Source organism: Streptomyces sp. NPDC005485, from assembly GCF_040606085.1.
In the GTDB taxonomy this organism is placed as follows: Bacteria; Actinomycetota; Actinomycetes; order Streptomycetales; family Streptomycetaceae; genus Streptomyces.
Genome location: NZ_JBEXDZ010000008.1, coordinates 39,636 through 61,586 on the forward strand (window position 1 = coordinate 39,636; position 21,951 = coordinate 61,586).

The following is a 21,951-nucleotide window of genomic DNA, read 5'->3' on the forward strand; positions in this document are numbered from 1 at the left end:
GTAAGCAATTGTGAGCACGACAGAACACGTGGGAGATGGGACATGGCCGACCGCTATCTGAGCTTCGCCGGCACCGCCCCCGGACGCTTCCTGACCCGGCGCCTGGGGCTCCCCCAGCCGGCCCCCCTCAGCCGCTGGTCACCCCGGCACCCGTCCCTCGACGGCGGACTGCTGCACCTCACCGCGGGTAAGTCGGACCTTGACCTCGCCCCCGTCCTGGCCCGCACGGGACTGCCCGCCGGGGACGCGAACCCCGCCGCGGTCGTCCTCGACGCCACCGGCATCCGGGACGTCGGCGCCCTCACGGAGGTGCACGCCGCCCTGCATCCCGTCGTACGGTCGGTCGTCACGAGCGGCCGCGTGGTGGTGCTGGGCGCCCCGCTCGACCCCGCCGACCACCACCAGTCGGCCGCGCAGCAGGCCCTGGAGGGCTTCGTGCGCTCGCTGGGCAAGGAGATCGGGCGGGGCCGCACCGTGAACCTCCTACGACTCACCGACGCGTCCGGCGCCGAGTCGACCCTCCGCTTCCTGCTCTCGCCCAGGTCGGCGTACGTCAGCGGGCAGGTGATCGAGGTGGGTGCCGCCGAGGTGACCACGCCCACCGACCCGGACCGCCCCCTCGCCGGGCGCACGGCCCTGGTCACCGGGGCCGCGCGCGGCATCGGGGCGACGGTGGCCGAGACACTGGCCCGGGACGGGGCGCGGGTGGTGTGCCTCGACATACCGGGCGCCGGCGCCGAACTCGACGCGGTCGCCGCGCGGCTCGGCGGGACGGCCCTGCCGCTCGACATCACCGCCGACGACGCGGGCGCGCGGATCGTCGCCGCGCTGCCCGACGGGCTGGACGTCCTCGTCCACAACGCGGGCATCACCCGGGACCGCAGACTCGCCAACATGCCCGCCGAGCGGTGGAGTTCGGTGCTCGACGTGAACCTCGCGAGTGTCCTGCGGACGACCGACGCACTGCTGGCAGCGGGGGCGCTGCGCGCGGGCGGGCGGATCGTCGCGACCGCGTCCATCGCCGGGATCGCGGGCAACGCCGGGCAGACCAACTACGCCGCGAGCAAGGCCGGCGTCGTCGGGCTCGTCCGCTCTCTCGCGCCCCGGGCGTCGGCGGAGCACGGGGTCACCGTGAACGCGGTCGCCCCCGGCTTCATCGAGACGAGGATGACCGCCGCCGTGCCGCTGTTCATCCGGGAGGCGGGGCGCCGGATGAACTCCCTCGGGCAAGGGGGCCTGCCCGTCGACGTCGCCGAGACCACGGCATGGCTGACGAACCCCGCCTCCGGCGCGGTCAACGGCCAGGTCGTCCGCGTCTGCGGCCAGAGCCTGCTGGGCGCGTAGCGCCGCCCGTCCCCGCACGCACCAGCACCTGGAGCCCCCATGGACACGCGCACGCTCACCGCATCTCCCTCGCTCACCACCGTGCTGGCCCGAGGCGCGCTGCTCTCCCCCTTCAAACGGCCGCGCCCGGACGCCGACTTCCCCCGCACCCGGCTCGTCCTGCCCGGCGTCCGGGTCGATCTCGCGCGGCTGGCGGCGTACGAGCGGGTGTGCGGCTTCGCCACCGGCGCCGATGCGCTGCCGGTCACGTATCCGCATGTGCTCGGGTTCCCGGCGGCGATGCGGATCATGGCGGGACGGGGGTTTCCCCTCCCCCTGCTCGGGCTGGTGCACACGTCGGTCGTGATCACCCAGCGACAGGGAGTGGCGGCCACCGGCGAGTACGAACTCACCGTCTACGTCGAGGGGTTGGCACCGCACCGGCGGGGAACCGAGGCGACGGTGGTGACCGAGCTGAGGGGGGCCGACGGGCTCGTATGGGAGTCCAGGAGCACGTATCTCGCGCGCCACCGGACCACCGGCAGCCGCCCCGCGCCCGCCCTCGCCCCCGAGGCGCGGGAACACCATCCCCTGCCCGCCCTCGCCGAGTGGCGCCTCGGCGCGGACGTCGGGCGCCGCTACGGAGCCGCGTCGGGCGACCGCAACCCCATCCACCTGCACCCGCTCACCGCCCGCCTCTTCGGCTTCCCCCGCGCGATCGCCCACGGCATGTGGACCGTGGCCCGCTGCCTGGCCGAGCACGGAGTGCCGGAGGCCGCCCACGTGCGGGCGGAGTTCAAGGCCCCGGTCCTGCTCCCGGGAACGGTGACCTACGCCGCCGAGGGGCCCGCCTTCCGGCTGCGCGAGGGCGGCAGCGGCAACCGCGTCCACCTCTCCGGCACAGTGCGCGCGATCACGTAGGCCACGGGCTCACGTGGATCATGGGGATGACGGGGACGACGGCGACCAGGGTCTCCCCTCCATGAGATCGCCGAGCCCCGCCCACGCGAAGTTCATCAGTGTCGCCGCGGCCTGCTTGGCCGAGACACCGGGTGTCGCATTGGCCCAGGCCGCCAACGACTCGGCGGCGCCGACAAGGGCCGCGGCCAGTCCGGCGACCTCGCGCTCGGGCAGCGAGGGGTCCCGGTGGGCCTCCCGAGCGGCGACGACGATCAGTTGCGTGACGAACGCGACGATCTCCTCGCGCATCGCGGTGACCTCGGCGGCGAACGGCTCGCCGTGCGTACGGGCCTGGAGGTGCAGCACCGACCAGCCGTCGGGGTTGTGCGCGGTGTGCGTGAAGAACGCCCGCAGCCCTTCCCAGAGTTGACGGTCGGCGGGCAGGCCGGGCTGGACGCCCGCGCGCACGGCGGCGGTCAGGGCGGCCGCCTCGCGGCGGATGCAGGCGGTGAAGAGGTCTTCCTTGGAGTTCAGGTACAGATAGACCAACGGCTTGGACACGCCCGCCAGTTCGGCGATCTCGTCCATGGAGGCGGCCCGGTACCCGCGTTGCCCGAAGGTCCGTACGGCGGCGTCCAGCATCTGCTGTTCCCGCACCGCACGCGGCATCCGCTTGCTCTTCACAGCACCCATGCGGGCAAGCGTAAGGTCCACCGACGCCCTGACCACCTGACGGGTGGCCGACAACCTGCTACGACATCCGGCGGACGAGGCCGGGACAGCCGGCGGACGAGGTTAGGACGGCTGCCCGTGAGCCCGCGTCGCGTCGTCGACGACGGCGTCCTCCTGGCTGCGGTTCTGCTCCAGGTTGGCCTTCATGCGGTCGACGCGCGCCACGACGGTCGCGGAGGCGCGGTCGCGCTCCTTGCGCAGGACGACGAAGCTGATCGGCGCGGAGATCACCAGGGAGAGCAGGACGACCCACATGTAGTTGGAGTCGCCGAGGCCGCGCGGGGCGATGCCGGAGTAGACGAGGCCTCCGACGACCACGAGGCAGCCCGCGAGGATCCCAAGGCGCATCAGCGTGTAGCGGAGCATCTCAACTCACTCTTCCGTCTTCCGTAGAGATCCACAGTGGACCGGATCCATCCAGAACGGTCCCGAACGATCCCAAAGGGCACCGTCCAGTGAAGCACGCCGAGGCACCGATCTTGCAGGGGGGCCTCGACGACCGCCTCAGCCGAGCGGCAGCAGCATCGTGATGTCGTCGCGTTCGTCACCGGGCGCCACCCGGATCGCGTCGGGCACCCGGCCCACCTCCTTGTACCCGCAGGAGGCGTAGAACCGCTCCAGGCCCTCGCCGCCCCGGCAGGTGAGCCGGATCGCCCGGATGCCGTCGAAGCCGCGGGCGGCGTCCTCCGCGGCGGCCAGCAGATCGCGGCCGTACCCCTTGCCGTGGTGCCTGGGATGCACCATGACCGTGTAGAGCCACAGCCAGTGCGTCATCAGCCGGTGGGTGTTGAACGCGAGGAACGCGGTGGCGGCGACGGCGCCCTCCTCGTCGTAGCCGACGAGCAGGCGGGTGCGCCCCTCGGTCATCGCGGCGAGGTGCTTGAGCCACTCGGGCCGGATGTCCTCGACCGTGACCGGCGGGACGAACCCGACGGAGCCGCCCGCGTTGGAGACGTCGGTCCACAACGCGAGCACACCCTCACGCAGGTGCGGTCCGCCGGGCGGGTCCAGTCGAAACGTCAGTGCCATGGTGCCTTCGGACCTCAGAGCCGCATCGGCTGGGGCTCGTCGCGGCGGCCCGCGTCCGGACCGTCGTACTCGCGGATGATCTCGTAGCGCGTGTTCCGCTCGACGGGCCGGAAGCCGGCGTCCCGGATGAGGTCGAGCAGGTCCTCGCGGCCCAGCTTGTTCGGGGTGCCGTAGTTGTCGGCGTCGTGCGTGATCTTGTACTCGACGACCGAGCCGTCCATGTCGTCGGCGCCGTGCTGCAGGGCGAGCTGCGCGGTCTGGACGCCGTGCATGACCCAGAAGACCTTCACGTGCGGCACGTTGTCGAAGAGCAGCCGGGAGACGGCGAAGGTCTTCAGGGCCTCGGCGCCCGTGGCCATCTGCGTCCGCGCCTGGAGGCGGTTGCGGATCTTGCCGTCCTTCATGTCCACGAAGTCGTGCTGGTAGCGCAGCGGGATGAAGACCTGGAAGCCGCCGGTCTCGTCCTGGAGCTCACGCAGCCGCAGCACGTGGTCGACGCGGTGGCGGGGCTCCTCGATGTGGCCGTACAGCATCGTGCACGGGGTCTTGAGACCCTTCTCGTGCGCGAGGCGGTGGATGCGCGACCAGTCCTCCCAGTGGGTGCGGTGGTCGACGATGTGCTGCCGGACCTCCCAGTCGAAGATCTCGGCGCCGCCGCCCGTCAGGGACTCCAGACCGGCATCGATCAGCTCGTCGAGGATCTCCGACGCCGTGAGGCCCGAGATCGTCTCGAAGTGGTGGATCTCCGTCGCCGTGAACGCCTTCAGCGAGACGTTCGGGAGGGCCTTCTTCAGCTCGCTGAGCGAGCGGGGGTAGTACCGCCACGGCAGGTTCGGGTGCAGTCCGTTGACGATGTGCAGCTCGGTGAGGTTCTCGCCCTCCATCGTCTTGGCCAGGCGGACGGCCTCCTCGATGCGCATCGTGTACGCGTCCTTCTCGCCCGGCTTGCGCTGGAACGAGCAGTACGCGCACGAGGCGGTGCACACGTTCGTCATGTTGAGGTGGCGGTTGACGTTGAAGTGGACGACGTCGCCGTTCTTGCGCGTGCGCACCTCGTGGGCGAGCCCGCCGAGCCAGGCCAGGTCGTCCGACTCGTACAGCGCGATGCCGTCCTCGCGGGTCAGCCGCTCACCGGCCCGGACCTTGTCCTCCAGCTCGCGCTTGAGCCCGACATCCATGCCCATACCTCTTCCTCAGCAGACTTCGTCAAACCGTACGCCAGCGCCTCTATGCCTCTTCGGGCAGCTCACCCACCCGGTTCTCCCACTTGGTGGAGAGCACGATGGTCGTACGGGTCCGGGAGACGCCCTTGGTTCCCGACAGGCGCCGGATGGTCTTCTCCAGGCCGTCCACGTCGCTCGCCCGCACCTTGAGCATGAACGAGTCGTCGCCCGCGATGAACCAGCAGTCCTCGATCTCGGTGAGGTCCTTCATGCGGCGCGCCACGTCCTCGTGGTCGGCGGCGTCGGAGAGCGAGATGCCGATGAGGGCGATCACGCCGAGACCGAGCGAGGCGGAGTCGACCGTCGCGCGGTAGCCGGTGATGACTCCGGCCGCCTCCAGACGGTTGATGCGGTCGGTGACACTGGGTCCCGACAGTCCGACGAGGCGCCCCAGCTCCGCGTAGGAGGCCCGGCCGTTCTCCCTCAGGGCCTGGATGAGCTGCCTGTCCACCGCGTCCATGCGATCGAAAGCCTTCCGCTGAAAAGTGCTGAAGAATGTGTGAGTGGTCGTGCGCCCTGCAGATGGTGCTCGGTGCTCAGTCGGCGCCGCGCGAGCCCCCGCCGAGCTCGCCCTCCCAGCGCCGGTACAGCCGGTGCTCGACGCCCGCCGCGTCCAGCACCCGTCCCGCGACGAAGTCCACCAGGTCCTGGATGTGCGTCGCCCCCGCGTAGAACGCCGGTGACGCGGGGAGCACCACCGCGCCGGCCTCGTCCAGTGCGACCAGGTGCTTCAGCGTCTGACCGCCGAGCGGGGTCTCGCGCACGGCGACGACCAGCTTGCGCCCCTCCTTGAGCGTGACACTGGCGGCGCGCTGCAGCAGGTCCTTGGAGAGTCCGAGCGCGACCCCGGCGACGCAGGCCGTGGAGGCGGGCACGATCAGCATGCCCTTGGCGGGGTACGAGCCGGAGGACGGCCCGGCCGCGAGGTCACCCGCGCTCCAGTGCCGTACGGCGTCCATCCGATCCCGGAACGCGCCGAAGGTGTCGGGCTTTCCGTCGGCGCCGCGCGCCAGCCACTCGTAGAGGTCTTCCTGCCAGTGGGCGTCGCGGTAGGGGATGCCGGTCTCGTCGAGCAGGGTGAGCCGGGAGGCGCGCGAGACGACGAGGTCGACGCTCTCCCCCGCCTCCAGAAGCGCGCGCAGCACAGCGGCGGCGTACGGCGTACCGGAGGCGCCCGACACCCCCACGATCCAAGGCCGGCGCTGCGTCTGTCCTGGCTTCATGGTGTCGAGCCTATCCGGCAGCGGTGGGGAATCAGACCGTGAGGCCGCGGACGAGCAGATCGAGCAGCGCGCACGCGAAGAGGGCGATGCCGATGAAACCGTTGACTTGGAAGAAGGCGCGGTTGAGGCGGGACAGGTCGTGCGGCTTCACGATGGAGTGTTCGTAGAGGAAGGCACCGGCGACGATCACCAGGCCCAGCCAGAAGAACGCGCCCGCGCCGGTGGCGACGGCGTACCAGACGAACAGGCCCGTGGTGACGGCGTGGCAGACGCGCGCGCCCCGGATCGCGGCCGGGATCCCGAAGCGGGCGGGGACGGACATGACCCCGATCTCGCGGTCGGTCTCGACGTCCTGGCAGGCGTAGATGAGGTCGAAACCGCCGATCCACACACCCACGGCGAGCCCCAGGATCACCGCGTCCCACGACCACTCGCCGCTGATCGCCAGCCAGCCGCCGATCGGGCCCATCGCCTGGGCGAGACCGAGGATGGCCTGCGGGAAGTTCGTGAACCGCTTGCCGTAGGGGTAGACGACCATCGGGATGACGGCGATGGGGGCGAGCGCCAGGCACAGCGGGTTCAGCAGGGCCGCCGAGCCCAGGAAGACCACCAGCGCGATCAGTGCGCCCGTCCAGGCGTGCCGGACCGACATGGCGCCGGTCACCAGCTCGCGATGCGCCGTGCGGGGGTTACGGGCGTCGATCTCCCGGTCGATGATCCGGTTGACCGCCATCGCGAAGGTGCGCAGGCCCACCATGCAGACGGTGACCAGGAGCAGCCGCCCCCAGTGGATGTTCTCGTCCCACTCGAACATCGCGGTGAGCGCGGCGATGTAGGCGAAGGGCAGCGCGAACACCGAGTGCTCGATCATCACGAGACGGAGGAACGCCTTGGTGCGCCCCGGCTGCGGGATCGCGGCGGCGGCTGAGCTCACAGGCCGTACTCCTTCCAGCGGCGGTCGACCGTCGCCGCCGTCTCCGGGTCGGACAGCACCATCTCCGGCCAGCCGCCGTCCCGTGTGTAGCCCTCCTCGGGCCACTTCCTCGTCGCGTCGATGCCCGCCTTGCCGCCCCAGAACTGCTGGTAGGAGGCGTGGTCGAGGTGGTCGACCGGGCCTTCGACGACCGTGAGGTCGCGGGCGTAGTCCGTGTTGCCGAGGGCACGCCACGCGACCTCGTGCAGATCGTGGACGTCGCAGTCGGAGTCGACGACCACGATCAGCTTGGTCAGGGACATCATGTGTGCCCCCCAGACGGCGTGCATCACCTTCTGGGCGTGCTTGGGGTACTTCTTGTCGATCGCGACGATCGCGCAGTTGTGGAAACCGCCCGCCTCGGGCAGGTGGTAGTCGACGATGTCCGGCACGATGATCTTGAGGAGCGGGAGGAAGAACCGCTCCGTCGCCCGGCCCAGCGGACCGTCCTCCGTGGGCGGCCGGCCGACCACGATCGACTGGATCAGCGGCCGCTTGCGCATGGTGACGCAGTCGATGGTGAGCGCCGGGAAGGGCTCCTGCGGGGTGTAGAACCCGGTGTGGTCGCCGAACGGCCCCTCCGGGAGCATCTCGCCGGGCTCCAGCCACCCTTCGAGGACGACCTCGGCGTTGGCGGGGACCTGGAGCGGGACGGTCTTGCAGTCGACCATCTCGATCCGCTTGCCCTGGATGAACCCGGCGAACAGGTACTCGTCGATGTCACCGGGCAGCGGCGCGGTGGAGGCGTACGTCACGGCGGGCGGACAGCCGAAGGCGATGGCGACGGGCAGCCGCTCCCCGCGCCGGGCGGCGACCTGGTAGTGGTTGCGGCTGTCCTTGTGGATCTGCCAGTGCATGCCGATGGTGCGCTTGTCGTGGCGCTGGAGGCGGTAGAGCCCGAGGTTGCGGATACCGCTCTCCGGGTCCTTGGTGTGGGTCAGCCCCAGGTTGAAGAAGGAGCCGCCGTCCTGCGGCCAGGTGAAGAGGGCGGGGAGGGCGTCGAGGTCGACGTCGTCACCGTGCAGCACCACTTCCTGGACGGGCGCGTTGTCGGACTTCACCTTCTTCGGCGGTACGTGCGTCATCGCGCCGAGCTTCCCGAAGGCCTCGCGCACGCCGACGAACCCGTGCGGCAGCTCGGGCCGCAGCAGCCCGCCGATCTTGTCGGAGATGTCGCCGTACGACTTCAGGCCGAGCGCCTTCAGCAGCCGCCGGTCGGTCCCGAAGACGTTCATCGCGAGGGGCATCGCCGAGCCGCGCACGTTCTCGAAGAGCAGCGCGGGCCCGCCGGCCTTCTGCACCCGGTCGACGATCTCCCCGACCTCCAGGTACGGGTCCACCTCGGCCTTGATGCGCTTGAGGTCGCCCTCGCGCTCCAGCGCCCGCAGCAGCGAGCGAAGATCGTCGTAAGCCATGTGTCAAGTATCGCCGAGGTGTACTCGCCACTTGCGCCCGCCCCGCTGTTCGGCCGGGGGTCCGGGGGTTGTCCCCCGGGAAGACGCAGCGGGCACCCGCTACCCTGTGGCCGTCACCGGGGCCCTACGCCGCCCCGCCGTCGCTCACTGGGGGAACGTTCGGGCATGCTTCGGTATCTGCCGTATTTGCTGGTCCTGGCGCTGTGGATCTACGCGTTCATCGACTGCCTCAACACTCCGGAGAACGAGGTCAGGCACCTGCCCAAGGTGGTGTGGGTGATCATCGTGCTGCTCTTCGGCGAGGTGCTGATCGGCCCGATCGCCTGGCTCGCGGCGGGCAGGTCGCGGCGCGGTCCGGCGGGCGGCTCGACGCCCTCCGAGTGGCACCGCAACCACCGCTCCGAGTTCGTCGCGCCCGACGACAACCCCGAGTTCCTGAAGTCCCTGAAGGCCGAGGCCAAGAAGGACGAGTCGCTGCTGAAGGACTGGGAGGCCGATCTGCGGCGCCGCGAGGAGGAGCTGCGGCGGCGCGAGGGCCGCACGGACGACGAGTCCTGACATGGAGCTGCGGCTGCTCGTCACCTTCGAGAAGGTCGCGTCCGTCCTGAGCTTCACTCAGGCCGCGGCGGAGCTGAAGTACGCGCAGTCCAGCGTCACCAGCCAGATCCGCGCGCTGGAGTCCTCGCTCGGCGCGGAGCTCTTCGACCGGCTCGGCAGCCGAATCCGGCTGACGGAGGCCGGCGAGCGGCTGCTGCCCTACGCCCGGCAGATCATCGAGCTGAACGAGGAGGCGCGGGCGGCCGTCACCGGCACCGAGGAGCTCGCCGGGACCCTGACGGTCGGCACGATGGAGTCGCTGACGTCCTACCGGCTGCCGCCGCTCCTTGAGCTGTTCCACCACCGCTATCCGGGCGTACGGCTGTCCATGCGCCCGACGCTGGGCGACGAGACGCGGCAGGCGCTGCGGCAGGGGACCTATGACGTCGGGTTCCTGATGGAGGCGGAGACCGAGCATCCGGGTCTTGAGGTCGCGGTCCTCGCGGTGGAGCCCCTCGCGCTGGTCGCGGCGCCCGGGCACCGGCTCGCCGGGAAGCCCGCGGGCACCGCCGATCTCGTACGGGAACCGCTGCTGGCCACCGAACCCGGCTGCGCCTACCGGGACTTGTTCGAGCGGGAGCTCAACTCGCCGGCCCCGGTGCAGTTCATGGAGTTCGGCACGATCGAGGCCACCAAACGCGCGGCGGCGGCCGGTCTCGGGATCGCCCTGCTTCCCGAGGTGACGGTCGCCGCCGAACTTGCCGAGGGGACGCTCCAACAGCTGCTCTGGGAGCCGCCGTTCACCCTTGTGACGCAACTGGCGTGGCGGTCCGGGAAGCGGCTTCCGGCCCATGTCCGGCTGTTTGTGGAGCAGGCGCGGCGGCTGGTGTCCGAGCAAGGGTGACGCGCAGGCTCGCCGTCACGATCAGCGGGACGCCGAGCGCCTGGACGAGGCCGATGTGGTGGCCGTAGACCACCCAGTCCATCACCATCGCGACCGCCGGGTAGGTGAAGGCGAGTACGGCGATCTTCGCGGTCGGGAGCTTGGCGTACGCGGAGTACATGAGGACGTACATCAGGCCGGTGTGGATGAGCCCGAGGCCGACCAGCCAGCCCCAGTCCGCGCCGGTGCCGCGCATCGCGCCGAAGTCGGCGAAGGGGAGCAGCAGCGGGATGCCGACGAGGACCTGGACGAGGGCGATGAGGTGCGGGCGGACGCCGGTGATGCGCTTGGTGACCAGGGTGGACAGTCCGTACAGGAGCGCGGCGAGGAGGGCCTGGCCGACGCCCGTCAGGTAGCTGCTGTCGCCGCTGGTGAAGTCGCCGGGTGTGACCCCCGAGACCAGGATCAGCCCCGCGAAGGCGACGACGATCCAGCCGACCTTGGCGGCGGTGAGCCGCTCGCGGAAGAGCAGCGCCCCGAGCAGGACCACGTAGAACGGCTGGGTGTGGTAGACGACCGTCGCGACGGAGATCGAGGTGTTCTCGTACGACTGGAAGAGGAAGACCCAGTTGAAGACGATGAACACCCCGCCGAGGACGGCGAGTGCGAGGGTGCGCGGGGTGAAGCCGTGGCCGCGCAGCCAGCCGCGGGCGACGACGTACGTGCCGAGGGCGAGCGCACCGAACAGGACGCGGAAGAAGACGACGTTGAAGGGGGAGGCGCCGGACTCGACGACGAAGACGCCGAGGGTGCCGGAGAGCACCATCGCGGCCGTCAACTGGGCTGTGCCCTTGTTCTCTGTGGTCATGGCGTCGACGCTACGAGCGGGCGGTGCGGCCGGTCCACGCGCCAGTGGGGCGTCCTGCCGATGGCCTCATCGGCCGCGCCGATGACACCTGGTCCCGGCGGGGTGCGGTCGGGTGAGGGTCAGCCGACGGCGGCCTCGGCCTGTTCGGCGTACTCGACCTTGATGTACCGGCTGTTCTTCTCCCCGTACGCCTTCTCGACGATCGGCCCGGCCTTGTCGGGGTCGTCGACCCCGACGTGCACGAACCCCCGCTCGTCCGGGCCGACTTCGCGCATCCCGAAGGTGCCGTCCCAGCGTCGCATGTCGTCGCCGATCCTGTCGGCCAGGGCGTCCAGCGTCCTGCGGCCGACGTGGGTGTCGTGCAGCCTTACGGTCACGCCCTTGACGGCGGATCCGCAGACTTCGTCGTCGAAGGCGGCGGAGGGGGTGCGCCAGACGTCGGCGGCGTGCTGGTCCTCGTCGAGCGCCAGGCCGGTGAAGACGTCGGAGTAGCGCTTGCCGTGCGCCAGCTTGTCGATGTGGGTGACGACGCGCTCCGGTGGGGAGCCGTCGTCGGCCTCGGGGAGGCTGTCGACGGGGCGGGTGCCGGTGCATTCCGTGCCGGTGTCGGCCTTCGGCCGGGCGTCGGTACCGGAGTCGGCGCCCAGGTTCCTGAGGCCGTGCAGCGCCAGGGCGACCGCGACGGCCATGGCCACGATCGCGGCGGCAACGGCGGCCCACAGGTACCTCTTCATGCCCCTCCTCCGTTTCGCCCACCACTGTGACGCCGGAGGGGCCGGAAGGGTTCAGGCGGTCGGGTCGTCCCGCAGGACCAGCTCCAGCAGCCCCGGGAAACGGGCACCGAACTCGTCCTTCCGCAGGCGGTTGACCCGCTTGGGCCCCTCGTCCCGCTGCTCCACCAGCCCCGCGCCCCGCAGCACGGCGAAGTGATGGCTCAGCGTCGCCTTCCCGACGGGCACGTCGAAGCTGCCGCAGCTGCGCGACCACTCGGCCGAGCCCGCCAACTCCCGTACGAGCTTGAGGCGTACGGGATCCGCGAGGGCACCGAGGGCGGTGAGGACGGGCACGTCGTCGGGGTGGGTGTGCTCGGGGGCCGCTCGATGACCGCCGGCGCCGGTGCGCTGAGACACGCCGTGCTCCTTACCCCGTACCCGCTTGCCGAGTGTTCGATGAAAACCATACACTCCTGAGTGTTCGCTTTTCATTGAACAGCCGAGCCAGGGGTGTGTGGCATGCGCGCGATCGAGTTCCAGGAGTACGGCGGTCCCGAGGTCCTCAGGACGGTGGAGGCGGAGGCCCCCGAGCCGGGCCCCGGGCAGGTGAGCATCGACGTGGCCTACGTCGGGGTGAACTTCGCGGACCTGAAGGCGCGTTCGGAGGGGTATCGCGTGCCGGGTCTGCCGTTCCGGCCGGGACTTGAGGTCTCCGGACGGGTACGGGCGGTCGGTGCCGGTGTCGCGGGCCTCGCACCCGGCCAGGAGGTGGCGGCCCTGACCGAGGGCGGCGCCTACGCGGACGTGGCCGTGGCCGACGCCGTGACCGTCTTCCCGCTCCCGGCCGGCGTGGACCTGCGCACCGGCGCCACCCTGCCGACCGTGCTGCCGACGGCGTACGCCCTCCTGCACAAGGTGGGCCGCCTGCAGCCCGGCGAGACGGTCCTCGTCCAGGGCGCGGCGGGCGGAGTGGGCACGGTTGTGGGGCAGTTGGCGAAGGCGGCGGGCGCGGCGACGGTGTACGGCGTCGTGTCGAGCGCGGCGAAGGCGAAGTACGCGCTCGACCACGGCTACGACGAGGTCTTCGCCGGCCCCTCCGACAAGGCCTTCTTCGTGGACGAGGTGCGCGACGCGACGTCCGGCCGGGGCGTGGACGTGGCGCTGGACCCGGTGGGCGGTGAGACCCTGCGCGGCAGCCTCGCCTCCCTCGCCCCGTTCGGGCGGCTGGTCTCCTTCGGCAACGCGAGCTCGGCGGCGCCCTGGCAGGTGGGCCAGCCGGAGCTGTACCCCATCGGCCTCTCGGTCGCCGGGTTCTCCATCCTCACCCTCGCCCAGACGGCTCCCGCCGAGCTGCGTGCGATCGCCGAGGAGTCCTTCAAGGCCGTGGTCGAGGGCGCGGTGTCCCTGCCGGTGACGGCGGAGTTCGGGCTTGAGGACGCGGCGGATGCCCACCGGCTGATGGGGACGCGGACGAGCACGGGGAAGCTGCTGCTGAGGGTGGAGGGCTGAGGGCCCTGCCGGCCCGAGGTCTCAGCTCTCCGCCGGCGGCCAGGTCTTCCAGGCCAGTTCCAGCCGCCCGTAGGCGTCGTCGAACCAGGCGTCGGACAGCGCAACGGTCACCGTCACGGCTGTCAGGGACATCGAGTCGTCCCTGACGGTGACGTGGACCCGTTCCCCGTCCGCGTCCCGCTCGATGTGCAGCTCGGCACCGCGCGCACCCTCCCGCCAGGCGATGTCCTGCCCGGCATCGAGCGCGTCCAGCGCCTCCTGCCACTCCCGCAGCTCCTCTGGGAACACCCGGACCTCGAGACTCCCCCGTACGAACGGCGTATCGACCAGGAACTCCCCGGCCAACGCCCCGCCCGAGTCCGGTCCGGACCGCTGTTCCTTCCCGCTGACACGCAGGACAACACTGTTGCCCTCACCCGCCAGACGAATCAGATCAATCGCTTCCTCGGCCACCAGCACTCCCCCGGCTTCCACTCACACACACGCTCTACGGGGTCGAAGCCTATCCGCGGGGTCCTCGGTGGCGAGGGGCAGCGCGGTGCGTGCGGGCCTTCGTCATCGTCGACCGGGTCTCGTAGCGGGCGGCGCGGATCTCGTGTGCGAGGTTGCCTGCGTCGCTCCGGTGTTTCGTCCAGAGTGGGAGGCATGGAGCACATCGATCAGGCGCAGGCCCGCAGCTGGCTGGCGACTGCCGTCGAGGAGGCCCGCGCCGGGCTCGCGGAGGGCGGCATCCCCATCGGGGCCGCGCTGTACGGGAGGGACGGCGCGCTCCTCGGCCGCGGCCACAACCTCCGCGTCCAGGACGACGACCCCTCGATGCACGCGGAGACGGCGGCCTTCCGCGCGGCGGGACGGCAGCGGACGTATCGCGGTACGACGATGGTGACGACCCTGTCGCCGTGCTGGTACTGCTCCGGCCTGGTGCGGCAGTTCGGCATCTCACGGGTCGTGGTCGGCGAGGCGGCGACCTTCCACGGCGGCCACGACTGGCTGGCGGAGCACGGCGTGGAGATCGTGCTCCTCGACGATGCCGAGTGCACCGCCCTGATGCGCGACTTCATCAGGAACAACCCGGAACTGTGGAACGAGGACATCGGTGAGTAGCCCGGCGAGCAGCCCCCGGACCCCCCGCATCCCGACGATCGACCTCCGGCCCTGGGTGTCGGGGGACAAGGCCGCCCGCGCCGGGATCGCCGGCACCGTCGACCGCGCCCTGCAGACCGCCGGTTTCCTCCTCGTCACCGGCCACGGCGTGGACCCGTCGCTGCGCGCCCGCGTCCGCGAGGCCGCCCGCGCGTTCTTCGTGCTTCCCGCCGGGACGAAGGAGCGGTACGCCGCCCGGGTCGGCGGCCGCGGCTGGCTGGGCCCCGGCGCCGAGGCCAACGGCTACTCGGAGGGCACGCAGACCCCGCCGGACCTCAAGGAGTCGCTGACGTTCGCGACGCACGAGCCGTTCGAGGACCCGGAGACCAACGCGGAGTGGTACGCGCCGAACGTCTGGCCCGCCGAGACGCCCGGACTGCAAGAGCTCTGCGAGGAGTACCTCGCGCGCATGGGCGAGCTGGAGAACCACCTCCTCGCGCTCCTCGGCGAGGCACTGGGCCTGGAGCCGGACTTCTTCACGAAGCACATGGCCCACCCGACGTACGGCTTCAACATCAACTGGTACCCGGGTACGGAGGTCGTCGGCGAGCCTCAGGAGGGCCAGTTCCGTATCGGCCCGCACACCGACTTCGGCACGGTGACGATCCTGGACCGGCAGGCGGGCAAGGGCGGGCTGCAGGTCTTCACCGACGAGGGCGGCTGGGAGGACGCGCCCTTCGACCCTGAGGCGTTCACCATCAACATCGGTGATCTGATGGCGCGTTGGACGGGCGACCGCTGGCGCTCCGGCCGCCACCGCGTCCTGCCACCGCCCGCCGACGCCCCCGCCGAGGAGCTGATGTCCCTGGTCTACTTCGGCGAGTGCACCCCCGGCACGCTCGTCGAGTCGGTCCCCGCGCCGATCGGCCGGGTAGCCCACGAACCGGTGGACTCACACGTCTACCTGCGCGAGAAGCTCGACTCGATCACCGTCGGCTGACCCATGTGGAGGCCCGCACCCACGGAGGGAGAACATGGTCGGCATGGCTGATCACCTGTCCCCTTCTTCTCCCTCTTCTTCTCCCTCTTCGCCGACTGCGGTGCGCCTCGCGGGATATACGAAGACCGACCAGAGCGAGATCCTCGGCGACGGCGCCGATCCCTTCGGCGTCGCGGACGCCGGTCTGACCTGGCTGCCCAAGGAGGACCACTTCGGCATCAGGCTGGACGGCCGCCTCGTGGCCCATGCCGGTCTGCTGAGGCTGCCCCTGTCGATCGGGGGTGCCGAGACCGAGGTGGTCGGCGTGGGCGGCGTCGCCGTCGCGCCCGACCTGCGGGGGAAGGGCCTGGCCCGGCTCGTCGTCACGGCGGCCCTGGACCACGCCCGGACGATGGGCCCCCGGCACGCGCTCCTCTTCTGCCGCCCGCCCCTCGTCCCCCTCTACCGGCGCCTCGGCTGGCACCCCCTGGAGGGCGACATCCAGGTCGAGCAACCCGGAGGCCTCACCGTCATGCCGCTGCGCACCATGTGGACCCCGCTGCACGCCGACGCGGACTGGCCGGCCGGAGCGGTCCGCCTGCTCTCGTTGCCGATGTGACCACCGCCGCCGCCTGTCGACCGGCGGGTGGATCCCTCACCTGAGGAGCGACAATTTCGACCCGGCTCCGCCCCACCGCCGACATTTTCGTAACTCGACGGACATCACGCGCCCTAGTCCGAACCAACTCCCCCTTCCTACACTGTTGTTGATACACCTCACAGCAGCACGAGGAACCGGACCGCTCCGGGGGGAGATGCGGTGCAAGGACGGCTGCACGGACGCGGGGCGCTGTTCGACCCCGATCCGCCCGGGTTCGCGCCACGGCTCGTCGGCCTGCGCCCCTCCCAGTTGCGCTCGTCCCCGTACGAGCACCACAAGGACGTGCCCTTCGTGGTGTTCGCGGGCGGCCGCGGGCTCGGCAAGAGCGCGGTGCTCGGGGAGTTGCGGGAGGCGTACAAGGGGCGGACGCCCGTCGCGTTGATCGACGGGGAGGAGCGGCAGTTCGCGGGGCCGCCGGACGAGCGGCCGGCGGAGGCGTGGTCGCCGGTGGGACAGGCGCTGACCACCGTCGCCGAGCAGCTCGCCGAGCCGGTGACGGGCGCCGGGCGGATCGGGTTTCCCCGGCTGGTGTCGGGGCTGCTGGCCGTCGCGGCGGGCGGCTGGAGCGACCGGGACCTGCCGCGCATCCGGCAGGAGGCGGAGCGCATCCTGCTGCTCAACGAGAGCGGCTCGTGGCTGTCGGGGTTCGCGGGCCGCTGGGTGAGCAAGGTCATCGCGAAGCTGATCGCCTCGATGAGCGGGACGGGGCCGGTCGTCGAGCCGATCATCGAGGCGACGCTGGAGGCGTTCTCCGAGGGCGTCGCCCCCGCGCACCGCCGGCTGCGCCGGGCCGCCACCTGGTACCGCGACTACCCGAACGCGGGCGGCAACCCCAAGCTCGGGCTCATCCTGCTCTCCGCGCACTTCAGGGCGGGCGGCGACTCCCGAAGACACGCCGAGCGCTGGCTCGTACGGGCCCTGCTGGCCGACCTCGACGAGGCGTACTCGGGGGCCATGCAGCGCGCGCACCGCCTCGGCCGCCCGGTCGTACTGATCGACAACGTGCAGGGGCCCGCCGGGCGCCGCCTGATGGAGTGCGTGCTGCGCGACCGCGCCGACGGATTCACCGACCAGGTCGTCTTCTTCGCCGCGCTACGCGGGTATACGCACCCGGCGCTGCGCCACGCCGGCCGCCGCACCCTGCCCGAGGTCGCCCGGTCCACCGGCTGGGAGCCCGACGCGTCCCCGTCCTCGCGCGCCCTGCTGGTGTCGCTGCCCCCGCTGACGCCCGACGACACCCTGCACATCGTCGGCGCCGCCTGTCGGGGCCTCGACATGCCGCCGCAACTCCCGCACGCCACCCACCGGTTGACCGGCGGCAGCCCGCTCGGCATCACCCTGCTCGCCGAGTCGGCCCGGCAGAACCTGCCCCAGGGCGTCACCTCCCTCGGCGAGTTGCTGACGGGCGACGTCGCCGTCCACGACGACCAGGGCGGCCGGCCCGCCTACCGGGAACTCCTCGACCGGCTCGTGCCCGGCGGCCACCTCGACGAGCTGACCGTGCTCGCCGCCGCCCACGACCGCGACTCGGCGTGCGCACTGGCCGAGGCCCAACTCCCGGACGACTTCGGCACGGCGGGCGTCCTCGACCTGGAGGAGCGGCTCAGCGCGGAGGGCTGGACGACGGCCCCGGGCCAGTTCGTCGGCGACCCCTTCCTGCGTGCGCTGCTCCTGCTGCGGCTGCACCACGGCGACCGGGACCACGAGCGGTGGCGGGCCGTGCACCGAGCTCTCATCGCCCACTACGCCGACGACCAGCGGGCGGGCAGCGCGCGCTACCGCCTCCACCACGAACTCGCCCTCGGCAAGGCCGACTTCGCCATCGACCACCTGCGCGACACCTTCCACCGCACCGACACCGGCGGCTGGCTCGCCTCCCTCGTCTTCATCGCGTCCGCGCCCTACTACCACGCCCACGATCCCGACGGCCACGACTTCGACGGGTACGACGACCGGGCCGCCGTGGCGCTCGGGCACACGGACGCCGCCCAGCGGCCGCCGGACGGGGCCGACGCCGTACTGCACCTTCGGGTGCGCCGACTCCTGCACGCCGTATGGCAGTTGACCGATCCGCTCGTACTGCCGGACCCGAAGGTGACCGAGCGGCTGCGCTTCGAGCTGGAGCAGCTGTCGAATCTGCGGCCCGCGGGCAACGCCCTGCTGTGGCGGGCGTCGCGGGACTGGCCGTCGGACGCCCTGGCCGGCCGGCCCTTCCGCATCCCGGGCGACGACGACAACCGCGGCGGCGGGGACGGGGGCCGGTGATGCGGCGGTTGTGGGTGTGGCTCCGCGAGGACGTCTGGGAGATTCGTTTCCGCAGGTATGTGGCGCTGACCCTGGCAGCCGTCCTGGTGGCCTTCGGGGTCTGGGGCGGCCGGACGCTGACGAAGGAGGACCGTTCCTGCGCGCCCGGCGTCACGCGGCCCGAGGGCAGCCAGGAATGTGTGGGCGTCTCCTGGACGACGTACGCCTTCGGACGTCCCCGATTCGCCGACACCGTACGGGCGATCAACCGCGAGAACCACCGCCTCAAGCCCGGCGGTTACGTCACCGTCGCCCTGCTGGAGCCCTTCACCGCGACCGACTCCGACAACCTCGGTGATGTGCTGCACGAGCTGCAGGGCGCCTATCTCGCCCAGTACCAGGCCAACCACGACTCCAACGACCAGACCCCGAAGATACGGCTCGTACTCGCCAACCCCGGGGCCAGTGGCGCGCATTGGCGCCGGACCGTCGACCAGCTGGAGCGGATGACGAAGAGCCGGGACCGGCTGCGCGCGGTGACCGGCGTCAGCATGAGCACCGACAACAACAAGCTCGCGGTGCGCGAACTCACCCGGCGCGGCATCCCGGTGATCGGCTCGTCCATCACCGCCGACGACCTCGCCAACGGGCAGCAGGGCAAGGACCCCTTCCCCGGGCTCGCCCGCGTCTCCCCCACCAACACCGACGAGGCCCGCGCCCTCGCCTCCTTCGCCAAGGTCTCGGCGGGCAAGGCGTTCCTCGTCTACGACAAGCCCGGCGACCCCTACACGCGCACGCTCCAGACGTCGTTCGCCAAGCTGCTCAAGGGCTCGCCCTACGGCGCACAGCCCTTCACACCGCCCGCCGACCGCAGCCGGGAGGGCACCACCGCCAACACCTTCCGGCAGATCACGCACGTCGTCTGCGACACGGCGGACAGCATGGACACCATCCTCTTCGCGGGCCGCCACACCCAACTGCGCCAGTTCATCAACGCGTTGGGCGACCGCGGCTGCCAGGACCGCGGCTTCACCCTGCTCACCGGCGACGAGGGCTCCTACCTCACCGCCGACAAGGCCCTGCACCGCAGCGCCCTCAAGGGCCGTCTCACCGTCCGCTACACCGCCCTCGCCCACCCGGACGCCTGGACCGGGAACGCCCCGAGGACCGGGGGCGGCGCCGCCGACACCGGGACACTGAACGGGATGCTGCAGAGCGGTATCCGCGAGCCGATCGGTCCCATCGGCCCGATCGCCCTGGACGACGGGCAGCTGATCATCGCCTACGACGCCATGCGGCTGGCCGTGCAGGGCATCCGCGAGGCCACCGCGGACGGCCAGGAGGCGCCGCCGCTCGCGGACGTCGGCAACCAGTGGACGCTGGTGAAGGGCTCCCAGCGGGTGAGCGGCGCGAGCGGCTGGATCTGCCTCGACAACCACGGCAACCCGTACGACAAGGCCGTACCGGTCGTGGAGCTGACCCCGCAGGGCGGTTCCCGCTTCGTGAAGATCGCCTGGCCGGAGGGGAAGCCCCCGGCGAAGGAGTGCCTGCCGCCGTCCTAGGGGGTGTGTTGAAAGTCCTGTGCGGTGCCCGCGGTGTCCGGTGCGTGCCGGGCGCCGTGGGTGCTGTGCGGGACTTTCAAAGCACCCCCTAGGCCGACAGGCCCTGGACCAGCCGCTCGAAGCGGGCGCGCCAGTCGGGGTCCCGGCCGCCTCCGGTCTCGTGCGTGAAGCGGACCGTGCCGGCGTCCTCGCCGTCGGGCTCCAGGTGGAACCGCAGCCTGCTGTCCACGCTGTACTCCGCGACGCGCTCCACGTCCCAGGCGGTGATCCGCCCGGTCCCCAGCCCGCGCAGACCGACCGCGCCGCCCAGCCGCGGCTCGAAGACGTCCACGGCGCACAGCCACCCCCGCAGGCCTTCGGGGGTGGCCAGTGCCGTCCAGACCTTGTCCACAGGCTGGGGAAGACGGAGCAGCCAGTGCTCGGTGCGGGTGTCCCCCTGAACCTCGGTGGTGCCCTCTTCGATGGGTTGGGTCATGACACCAGCGTGGCCGGAGAGCGGGGGTTGTGCACCTGTTAGGGGCGCTGACCCCGCTTGTCCACGACGGCCCGGTCGAGGACCGCGGTGTTGCTGGTGACGTCGCCCTTCTTCACGCCGCCCGACCAGTCACTCGTGGCGACCGTCCGCTCACCGAGGAACTCGTGGGTCTTCCTGTCGAAGATCCACTCGTCGCGGCTCGGGTTGTCGGGGTCCTTGCGGGCGATCGCGACACCGTGCCGCCCGGCGGCGTCCACCACGTCGTCGATCACCGTCACGCCCGGGATCCGCGCCACCGCCCGGTAGAGGGCGGCGCTCTGCCCGGGCGGCACGACGGCGTCCCGGATCAGGTCGCCGACCAGGACGAACATGGCCTGATCGGTCTCCTGGCCGCTCTGCTTCGGAGCGGTCTCGTGCAGCCAGTCGTACATCTTGCCGGGGTCGGTGGGGAGCGTCTGAAGGTGGCGGTAGTTGGTGGCGACGTCGTAGCCCGGCTTACCGGGCTTCGCGTCCGGCTCACCGGACCACTGGCCGCGCCCGGCCTCCCGGTACAGCCCCGCGCGGGTGCCGTCCACGGCATGCCAGGTCTCCAGCCGGTGCAGCGGCGGGATCTTCGTCTTCACGCCGTTGCCGCTCTGCGAGTAGGAGACCTTCGCGTCGACGTACACGTACTGGTCGTCGCGGATCGTGCCGGGCGAGTCCTCGTGCTCGGCCGCCAGCGCGATGTCCTCCAGCATCGCGACCGTCGCCCGGCTCGGCGGCTGCGCGCTCGCGCCCTCGCCGCCGCCACCCGACGGCAGCAGTACGAAGGTGACGGCCGCGGCGGTGGCGACGGCCGCCGCGGCGATCGCGGGCCGCAGCCAGGCGTTGCGCCTGCGCGCGGGTGCTTCGTCTCGCCGGATCTCGGTCATCAGATGCTCCTTGAGGAGTCGGTGACGGCCCGGCGGAAGGTCCTGCTCGGGAAGCTGGTTCATCGGTTCCCCTCCTTCGTGGGCCCGACCGCGGTGGTGCGGTCACCTCTCATCTGTCCGCGCCTGGAAGGCAGTTCCATATGTTTTGCGAGTTTTGTTCTGGCCCGTGAGAGCCGCGACCGTACGGTCCCCACGGGCACCCCGAGCGCCTCCGCGGCGGCCTGGTAGTCCAGCCCCGACCAGACGCACAGGGCCAGCACCTCACGCTCGGCCCGCCGCAGCTTCGCCAGCGCCGCCCGTACGAGGTCCAGTTGCGCGGCGTCGTCGAGCCGCCCGGCGACCTCGTCGGCGAAGTCGCCCACCGCCTCGTCGCGGGGCAGACGGGCGACGGCGGCCGCGTGTCTTCGGGCCGCCCGGCGGGTGTTGCGCGTGACGTTGGTGGCGACGCCGAGCAGCCAGGGCCGCAGCGAACCGCCTTCCTCGTCGACCTTGTCGCGCAGCCGCCAGGCGTCCAGGAAGGTCAGCGACACGATGTCCTCGGCCTGCGCCCACTCCCCCGTGAGCCGGAAGGCATGGTTGTAGACCGAGCGCGCGTACGCGTCGAACAGCTCGGCGAAAGCGTCGTGGTCCCCCGCGCGGATCCGTTTCCGCAGATTCGTGTCCACGCCCCGTACCTGTCCGTACGACGAAGGCCGGTTCCCGTGACCT

General features: G+C 71.4%; 25 protein-coding genes. 10 read left to right on the forward strand and 15 right to left on the reverse strand.

All coding sequences use genetic code 11. The annotated features are described in order from the left end of the window. Positions 1–42: 42 nt before the first annotated feature. Both ABZS97_RS05040 and ABZS97_RS05045 read left to right on the forward strand, forming a co-directional pair. Positions 43–1,344 (forward strand): 3-oxoacyl-ACP reductase, encoded by a 1,302-nt coding sequence (locus ABZS97_RS05040; RefSeq protein ID WP_356133659.1) that lies wholly within the window; start codon positions 43–45, stop codon positions 1,342–1,344. 39 nt (positions 1,345–1,383) lie between these two features. Further along, positions 1,384–2,244, forward strand: a complete 861-nt coding sequence (locus tag ABZS97_RS05045) for a MaoC/PaaZ C-terminal domain-containing protein (RefSeq protein WP_356133661.1) — start codon at positions 1,384–1,386, stop codon at positions 2,242–2,244. Between the two features lie 18 nt (positions 2,245–2,262). On the opposite strand, the gene ABZS97_RS05050 is transcribed toward ABZS97_RS05045, so the two are convergent. The 8 genes from ABZS97_RS05050 to ABZS97_RS05085 form a co-directional block, all read right to left on the reverse strand. After that, complete coding sequence (locus tag ABZS97_RS05050) at positions 2,263–2,916, reverse strand: TetR/AcrR family transcriptional regulator (RefSeq protein ID WP_356133663.1); 654 nt, start codon at positions 2,914–2,916, stop codon at positions 2,263–2,265. Positions 2,917–3,018: 102 nt separating this feature from the next. Then, positions 3,019–3,321 carry a DUF4229 domain-containing protein gene (locus ABZS97_RS05055; protein WP_356133665.1) on the reverse strand — a complete coding sequence of 101 codons (303 nt, stop codon included), beginning with the start codon at positions 3,319–3,321 and terminating at the stop codon, positions 3,019–3,021. 138 nt (positions 3,322–3,459) lie between these two features. Next, positions 3,460–3,984 (reverse strand): GNAT family N-acetyltransferase, encoded by a 525-nt coding sequence (locus tag ABZS97_RS05060; protein ID WP_356133667.1) that lies wholly within the window; start codon positions 3,982–3,984, stop codon positions 3,460–3,462. A gap of 14 nt (positions 3,985–3,998) precedes the next feature. Beyond that, the gene (gene mqnE, locus ABZS97_RS05065; protein ID WP_356133775.1) at positions 3,999–5,162 is read right to left on the reverse strand and encodes an aminofutalosine synthase MqnE; all 1,164 of its coding nucleotides are present in this window, start codon (positions 5,160–5,162) and stop codon (positions 3,999–4,001) included. 49 nt (positions 5,163–5,211) lie between these two features. Next, positions 5,212–5,667, reverse strand: coding sequence for an Lrp/AsnC family transcriptional regulator (locus ABZS97_RS05070; RefSeq protein ID WP_356133669.1), 456 nt, complete (start codon positions 5,665–5,667; stop codon positions 5,212–5,214). Between the two features lie 76 nt (positions 5,668–5,743). Then, the gene (locus tag ABZS97_RS05075) at positions 5,744–6,430 is read right to left on the reverse strand and encodes a UbiX family flavin prenyltransferase (protein ID WP_356133671.1); all 687 of its coding nucleotides are present in this window, start codon (positions 6,428–6,430) and stop codon (positions 5,744–5,746) included. A 31-nt stretch (positions 6,431–6,461) separates the two neighbouring features. Further along, positions 6,462–7,364, reverse strand: coding sequence for a menaquinone biosynthesis prenyltransferase MqnP (mqnP, locus tag ABZS97_RS05080; RefSeq protein WP_356133673.1), 903 nt, complete (start codon positions 7,362–7,364; stop codon positions 6,462–6,464). After that, a complete protein-coding gene (locus ABZS97_RS05085; RefSeq protein WP_356133675.1) occupies positions 7,361–8,818 on the reverse strand; it encodes a menaquinone biosynthesis decarboxylase in 1,458 nt (485 codons plus the stop codon). The genes mqnP and ABZS97_RS05085 overlap by 4 nt, the downstream gene beginning before the upstream one ends. A gap of 165 nt (positions 8,819–8,983) precedes the next feature. On the opposite strand from ABZS97_RS05085, the gene ABZS97_RS05090 reads away from it, so the two are divergent. Both ABZS97_RS05090 and ABZS97_RS05095 read left to right on the forward strand, forming a co-directional pair. Then, positions 8,984–9,376, forward strand: coding sequence for a PLD nuclease N-terminal domain-containing protein (locus ABZS97_RS05090; RefSeq protein WP_356133677.1), 393 nt, complete (start codon positions 8,984–8,986; stop codon positions 9,374–9,376). Between the two features lies 1 nt (position 9,377). Continuing rightward, a complete protein-coding gene (locus tag ABZS97_RS05095; protein WP_356133679.1) occupies positions 9,378–10,259 on the forward strand; it encodes a LysR family transcriptional regulator in 882 nt (293 codons plus the stop codon). On the opposite strand, the gene ABZS97_RS05100 is transcribed toward ABZS97_RS05095, so the two are convergent. From ABZS97_RS05100 to ABZS97_RS05110, 3 genes are all read right to left on the reverse strand, one after another. Next, a complete protein-coding gene (locus tag ABZS97_RS05100; protein ID WP_356133681.1) occupies positions 10,156–11,106 on the reverse strand; it encodes a DMT family transporter in 951 nt (316 codons plus the stop codon). The two genes, ABZS97_RS05095 and ABZS97_RS05100, sit on opposite strands and share 104 nt — an antisense overlap. Before the next feature lie 119 nt (positions 11,107–11,225). Then, complete coding sequence (locus tag ABZS97_RS05105) at positions 11,226–11,840, reverse strand: hypothetical protein (protein ID WP_356133683.1); 615 nt, start codon at positions 11,838–11,840, stop codon at positions 11,226–11,228. 51 nt (positions 11,841–11,891) lie between these two features. Next, on the reverse strand, positions 11,892–12,236 hold the full coding sequence (locus ABZS97_RS05110) for a helix-turn-helix transcriptional regulator (RefSeq protein WP_356133686.1): 345 nt from the start codon (positions 12,234–12,236) through the stop codon (positions 11,892–11,894). 102 nt (positions 12,237–12,338) lie between these two features. Here ABZS97_RS05110 and ABZS97_RS05115 point away from each other — a divergent pair, with 102 nt between their 5' ends. Next, positions 12,339–13,328: a zinc-binding dehydrogenase gene (locus tag ABZS97_RS05115; protein ID WP_356133688.1), complete on the forward strand. Its 990-nt coding sequence runs from the start codon at positions 12,339–12,341 to the stop codon at positions 13,326–13,328. Positions 13,329–13,349: 21 nt separating this feature from the next. Here the strand turns inward: ABZS97_RS05115 and ABZS97_RS05120 are convergent, their stop codons facing one another. Further along, the gene (locus ABZS97_RS05120; RefSeq protein ID WP_356133690.1) at positions 13,350–13,781 is read right to left on the reverse strand and encodes a DUF5959 family protein; all 432 of its coding nucleotides are present in this window, start codon (positions 13,779–13,781) and stop codon (positions 13,350–13,352) included. 192 nt (positions 13,782–13,973) lie between these two features. On the opposite strand from ABZS97_RS05120, the gene ABZS97_RS05125 reads away from it, so the two are divergent. From ABZS97_RS05125 to ABZS97_RS05145, 5 genes are all read left to right on the forward strand, one after another. Beyond that, entirely contained in the window at positions 13,974–14,432 is a 459-nt protein-coding gene (locus tag ABZS97_RS05125; protein WP_356133692.1) for a nucleoside deaminase, read from the forward strand. Next, positions 14,425–15,411: a 2-oxoglutarate and iron-dependent oxygenase domain-containing protein gene (locus ABZS97_RS05130; RefSeq protein WP_356133694.1), complete on the forward strand. Its 987-nt coding sequence runs from the start codon at positions 14,425–14,427 to the stop codon at positions 15,409–15,411. The genes ABZS97_RS05125 and ABZS97_RS05130 overlap by 8 nt, the downstream gene beginning before the upstream one ends. Before the next feature lie 43 nt (positions 15,412–15,454). Further along, positions 15,455–16,009, forward strand: coding sequence for a GNAT family N-acetyltransferase (locus ABZS97_RS05135; protein ID WP_356133696.1), 555 nt, complete (start codon positions 15,455–15,457; stop codon positions 16,007–16,009). A 201-nt stretch (positions 16,010–16,210) separates the two neighbouring features. After that, the gene (locus ABZS97_RS05140) at positions 16,211–18,316 is read left to right on the forward strand and encodes a hypothetical protein (RefSeq protein WP_356133698.1); all 2,106 of its coding nucleotides are present in this window, start codon (positions 16,211–16,213) and stop codon (positions 18,314–18,316) included. After that, complete coding sequence (locus ABZS97_RS05145; protein WP_356133700.1) at positions 18,316–19,857, forward strand: hypothetical protein; 1,542 nt, start codon at positions 18,316–18,318, stop codon at positions 19,855–19,857. The genes ABZS97_RS05140 and ABZS97_RS05145 overlap by 1 nt, the downstream gene beginning before the upstream one ends. Before the next feature lie 88 nt (positions 19,858–19,945). Here ABZS97_RS05145 and ABZS97_RS05150 read toward each other — a convergent pair whose 3' ends face one another. The 3 genes from ABZS97_RS05150 to ABZS97_RS05160 are packed head-to-tail and all read right to left on the reverse strand — an operon-like array spanning position 19,946 to position 21,908. Then, entirely contained in the window at positions 19,946–20,332 is a 387-nt protein-coding gene (locus tag ABZS97_RS05150; RefSeq protein ID WP_356133702.1) for an SRPBCC domain-containing protein, read from the reverse strand. A gap of 38 nt (positions 20,333–20,370) precedes the next feature. After that, the gene (locus tag ABZS97_RS05155; protein ID WP_356133705.1) at positions 20,371–21,306 is read right to left on the reverse strand and encodes a CU044_5270 family protein; all 936 of its coding nucleotides are present in this window, start codon (positions 21,304–21,306) and stop codon (positions 20,371–20,373) included. Then, positions 21,303–21,908, reverse strand: coding sequence for an RNA polymerase sigma factor (locus ABZS97_RS05160; RefSeq protein WP_356133708.1), 606 nt, complete (start codon positions 21,906–21,908; stop codon positions 21,303–21,305). The genes ABZS97_RS05155 and ABZS97_RS05160 overlap by 4 nt, the downstream gene beginning before the upstream one ends. Between the last annotated feature and the right edge of the window lie 43 nt (positions 21,909–21,951).

Bases quoted from the DNA above. Each gene is read 5' to 3' on its own strand.
- ABZS97_RS05040 (WP_356133659.1), top strand. From the start codon at position 43: ATGGCCGACCGCTATCTGAGCTTCGCCGGCACCGCCCCCGGACGCTTC.
- ABZS97_RS05135 (WP_356133696.1), top strand. From the start codon at position 15,455: ATGGCTGATCACCTGTCCCCTTCTTCTCCCTCTTCTTCTCCCTCTTCG.
- ABZS97_RS05125 (WP_356133692.1), top strand. From the start codon at position 13,974: ATGGAGCACATCGATCAGGCGCAGGCCCGCAGCTGGCTGGCGACTGCC.
- ABZS97_RS05150 (WP_356133702.1), bottom strand. From the start codon at position 20,332: ATGACCCAACCCATCGAAGAGGGCACCACCGAGGTTCAGGGGGACACC.
- ABZS97_RS05145 (WP_356133700.1), top strand. From the start codon at position 18,316: ATGCGGCGGTTGTGGGTGTGGCTCCGCGAGGACGTCTGGGAGATTCGT.
- mqnE (WP_356133775.1), bottom strand. From the start codon at position 5,162: ATGGATGTCGGGCTCAAGCGCGAGCTGGAGGACAAGGTCCGGGCCGGT.
- ABZS97_RS05155 (WP_356133705.1), bottom strand. From the start codon at position 21,306: ATGAACCAGCTTCCCGAGCAGGACCTTCCGCCGGGCCGTCACCGACTC.
- ABZS97_RS05100 (WP_356133681.1), bottom strand. From the start codon at position 11,106: ATGACCACAGAGAACAAGGGCACAGCCCAGTTGACGGCCGCGATGGTG.
- ABZS97_RS05055 (WP_356133665.1), bottom strand. From the start codon at position 3,321: ATGCTCCGCTACACGCTGATGCGCCTTGGGATCCTCGCGGGCTGCCTC.
- ABZS97_RS05060 (WP_356133667.1), bottom strand. From the start codon at position 3,984: ATGGCACTGACGTTTCGACTGGACCCGCCCGGCGGACCGCACCTGCGT.
- ABZS97_RS05045 (WP_356133661.1), top strand. From the start codon at position 1,384: ATGGACACGCGCACGCTCACCGCATCTCCCTCGCTCACCACCGTGCTG.
- ABZS97_RS05075 (WP_356133671.1), bottom strand. From the start codon at position 6,430: ATGAAGCCAGGACAGACGCAGCGCCGGCCTTGGATCGTGGGGGTGTCG.
- ABZS97_RS05070 (WP_356133669.1), bottom strand. From the start codon at position 5,667: ATGGACGCGGTGGACAGGCAGCTCATCCAGGCCCTGAGGGAGAACGGC.
- ABZS97_RS05090 (WP_356133677.1), top strand. From the start codon at position 8,984: ATGCTTCGGTATCTGCCGTATTTGCTGGTCCTGGCGCTGTGGATCTAC.
- ABZS97_RS05095 (WP_356133679.1), top strand. From the start codon at position 9,378: ATGGAGCTGCGGCTGCTCGTCACCTTCGAGAAGGTCGCGTCCGTCCTG.
- ABZS97_RS05115 (WP_356133688.1), top strand. From the start codon at position 12,339: ATGCGCGCGATCGAGTTCCAGGAGTACGGCGGTCCCGAGGTCCTCAGG.
- ABZS97_RS05085 (WP_356133675.1), bottom strand. From the start codon at position 8,818: ATGGCTTACGACGATCTTCGCTCGCTGCTGCGGGCGCTGGAGCGCGAG.
- ABZS97_RS05105 (WP_356133683.1), bottom strand. From the start codon at position 11,840: ATGAAGAGGTACCTGTGGGCCGCCGTTGCCGCCGCGATCGTGGCCATG.
- ABZS97_RS05050 (WP_356133663.1), bottom strand. From the start codon at position 2,916: ATGGGTGCTGTGAAGAGCAAGCGGATGCCGCGTGCGGTGCGGGAACAG.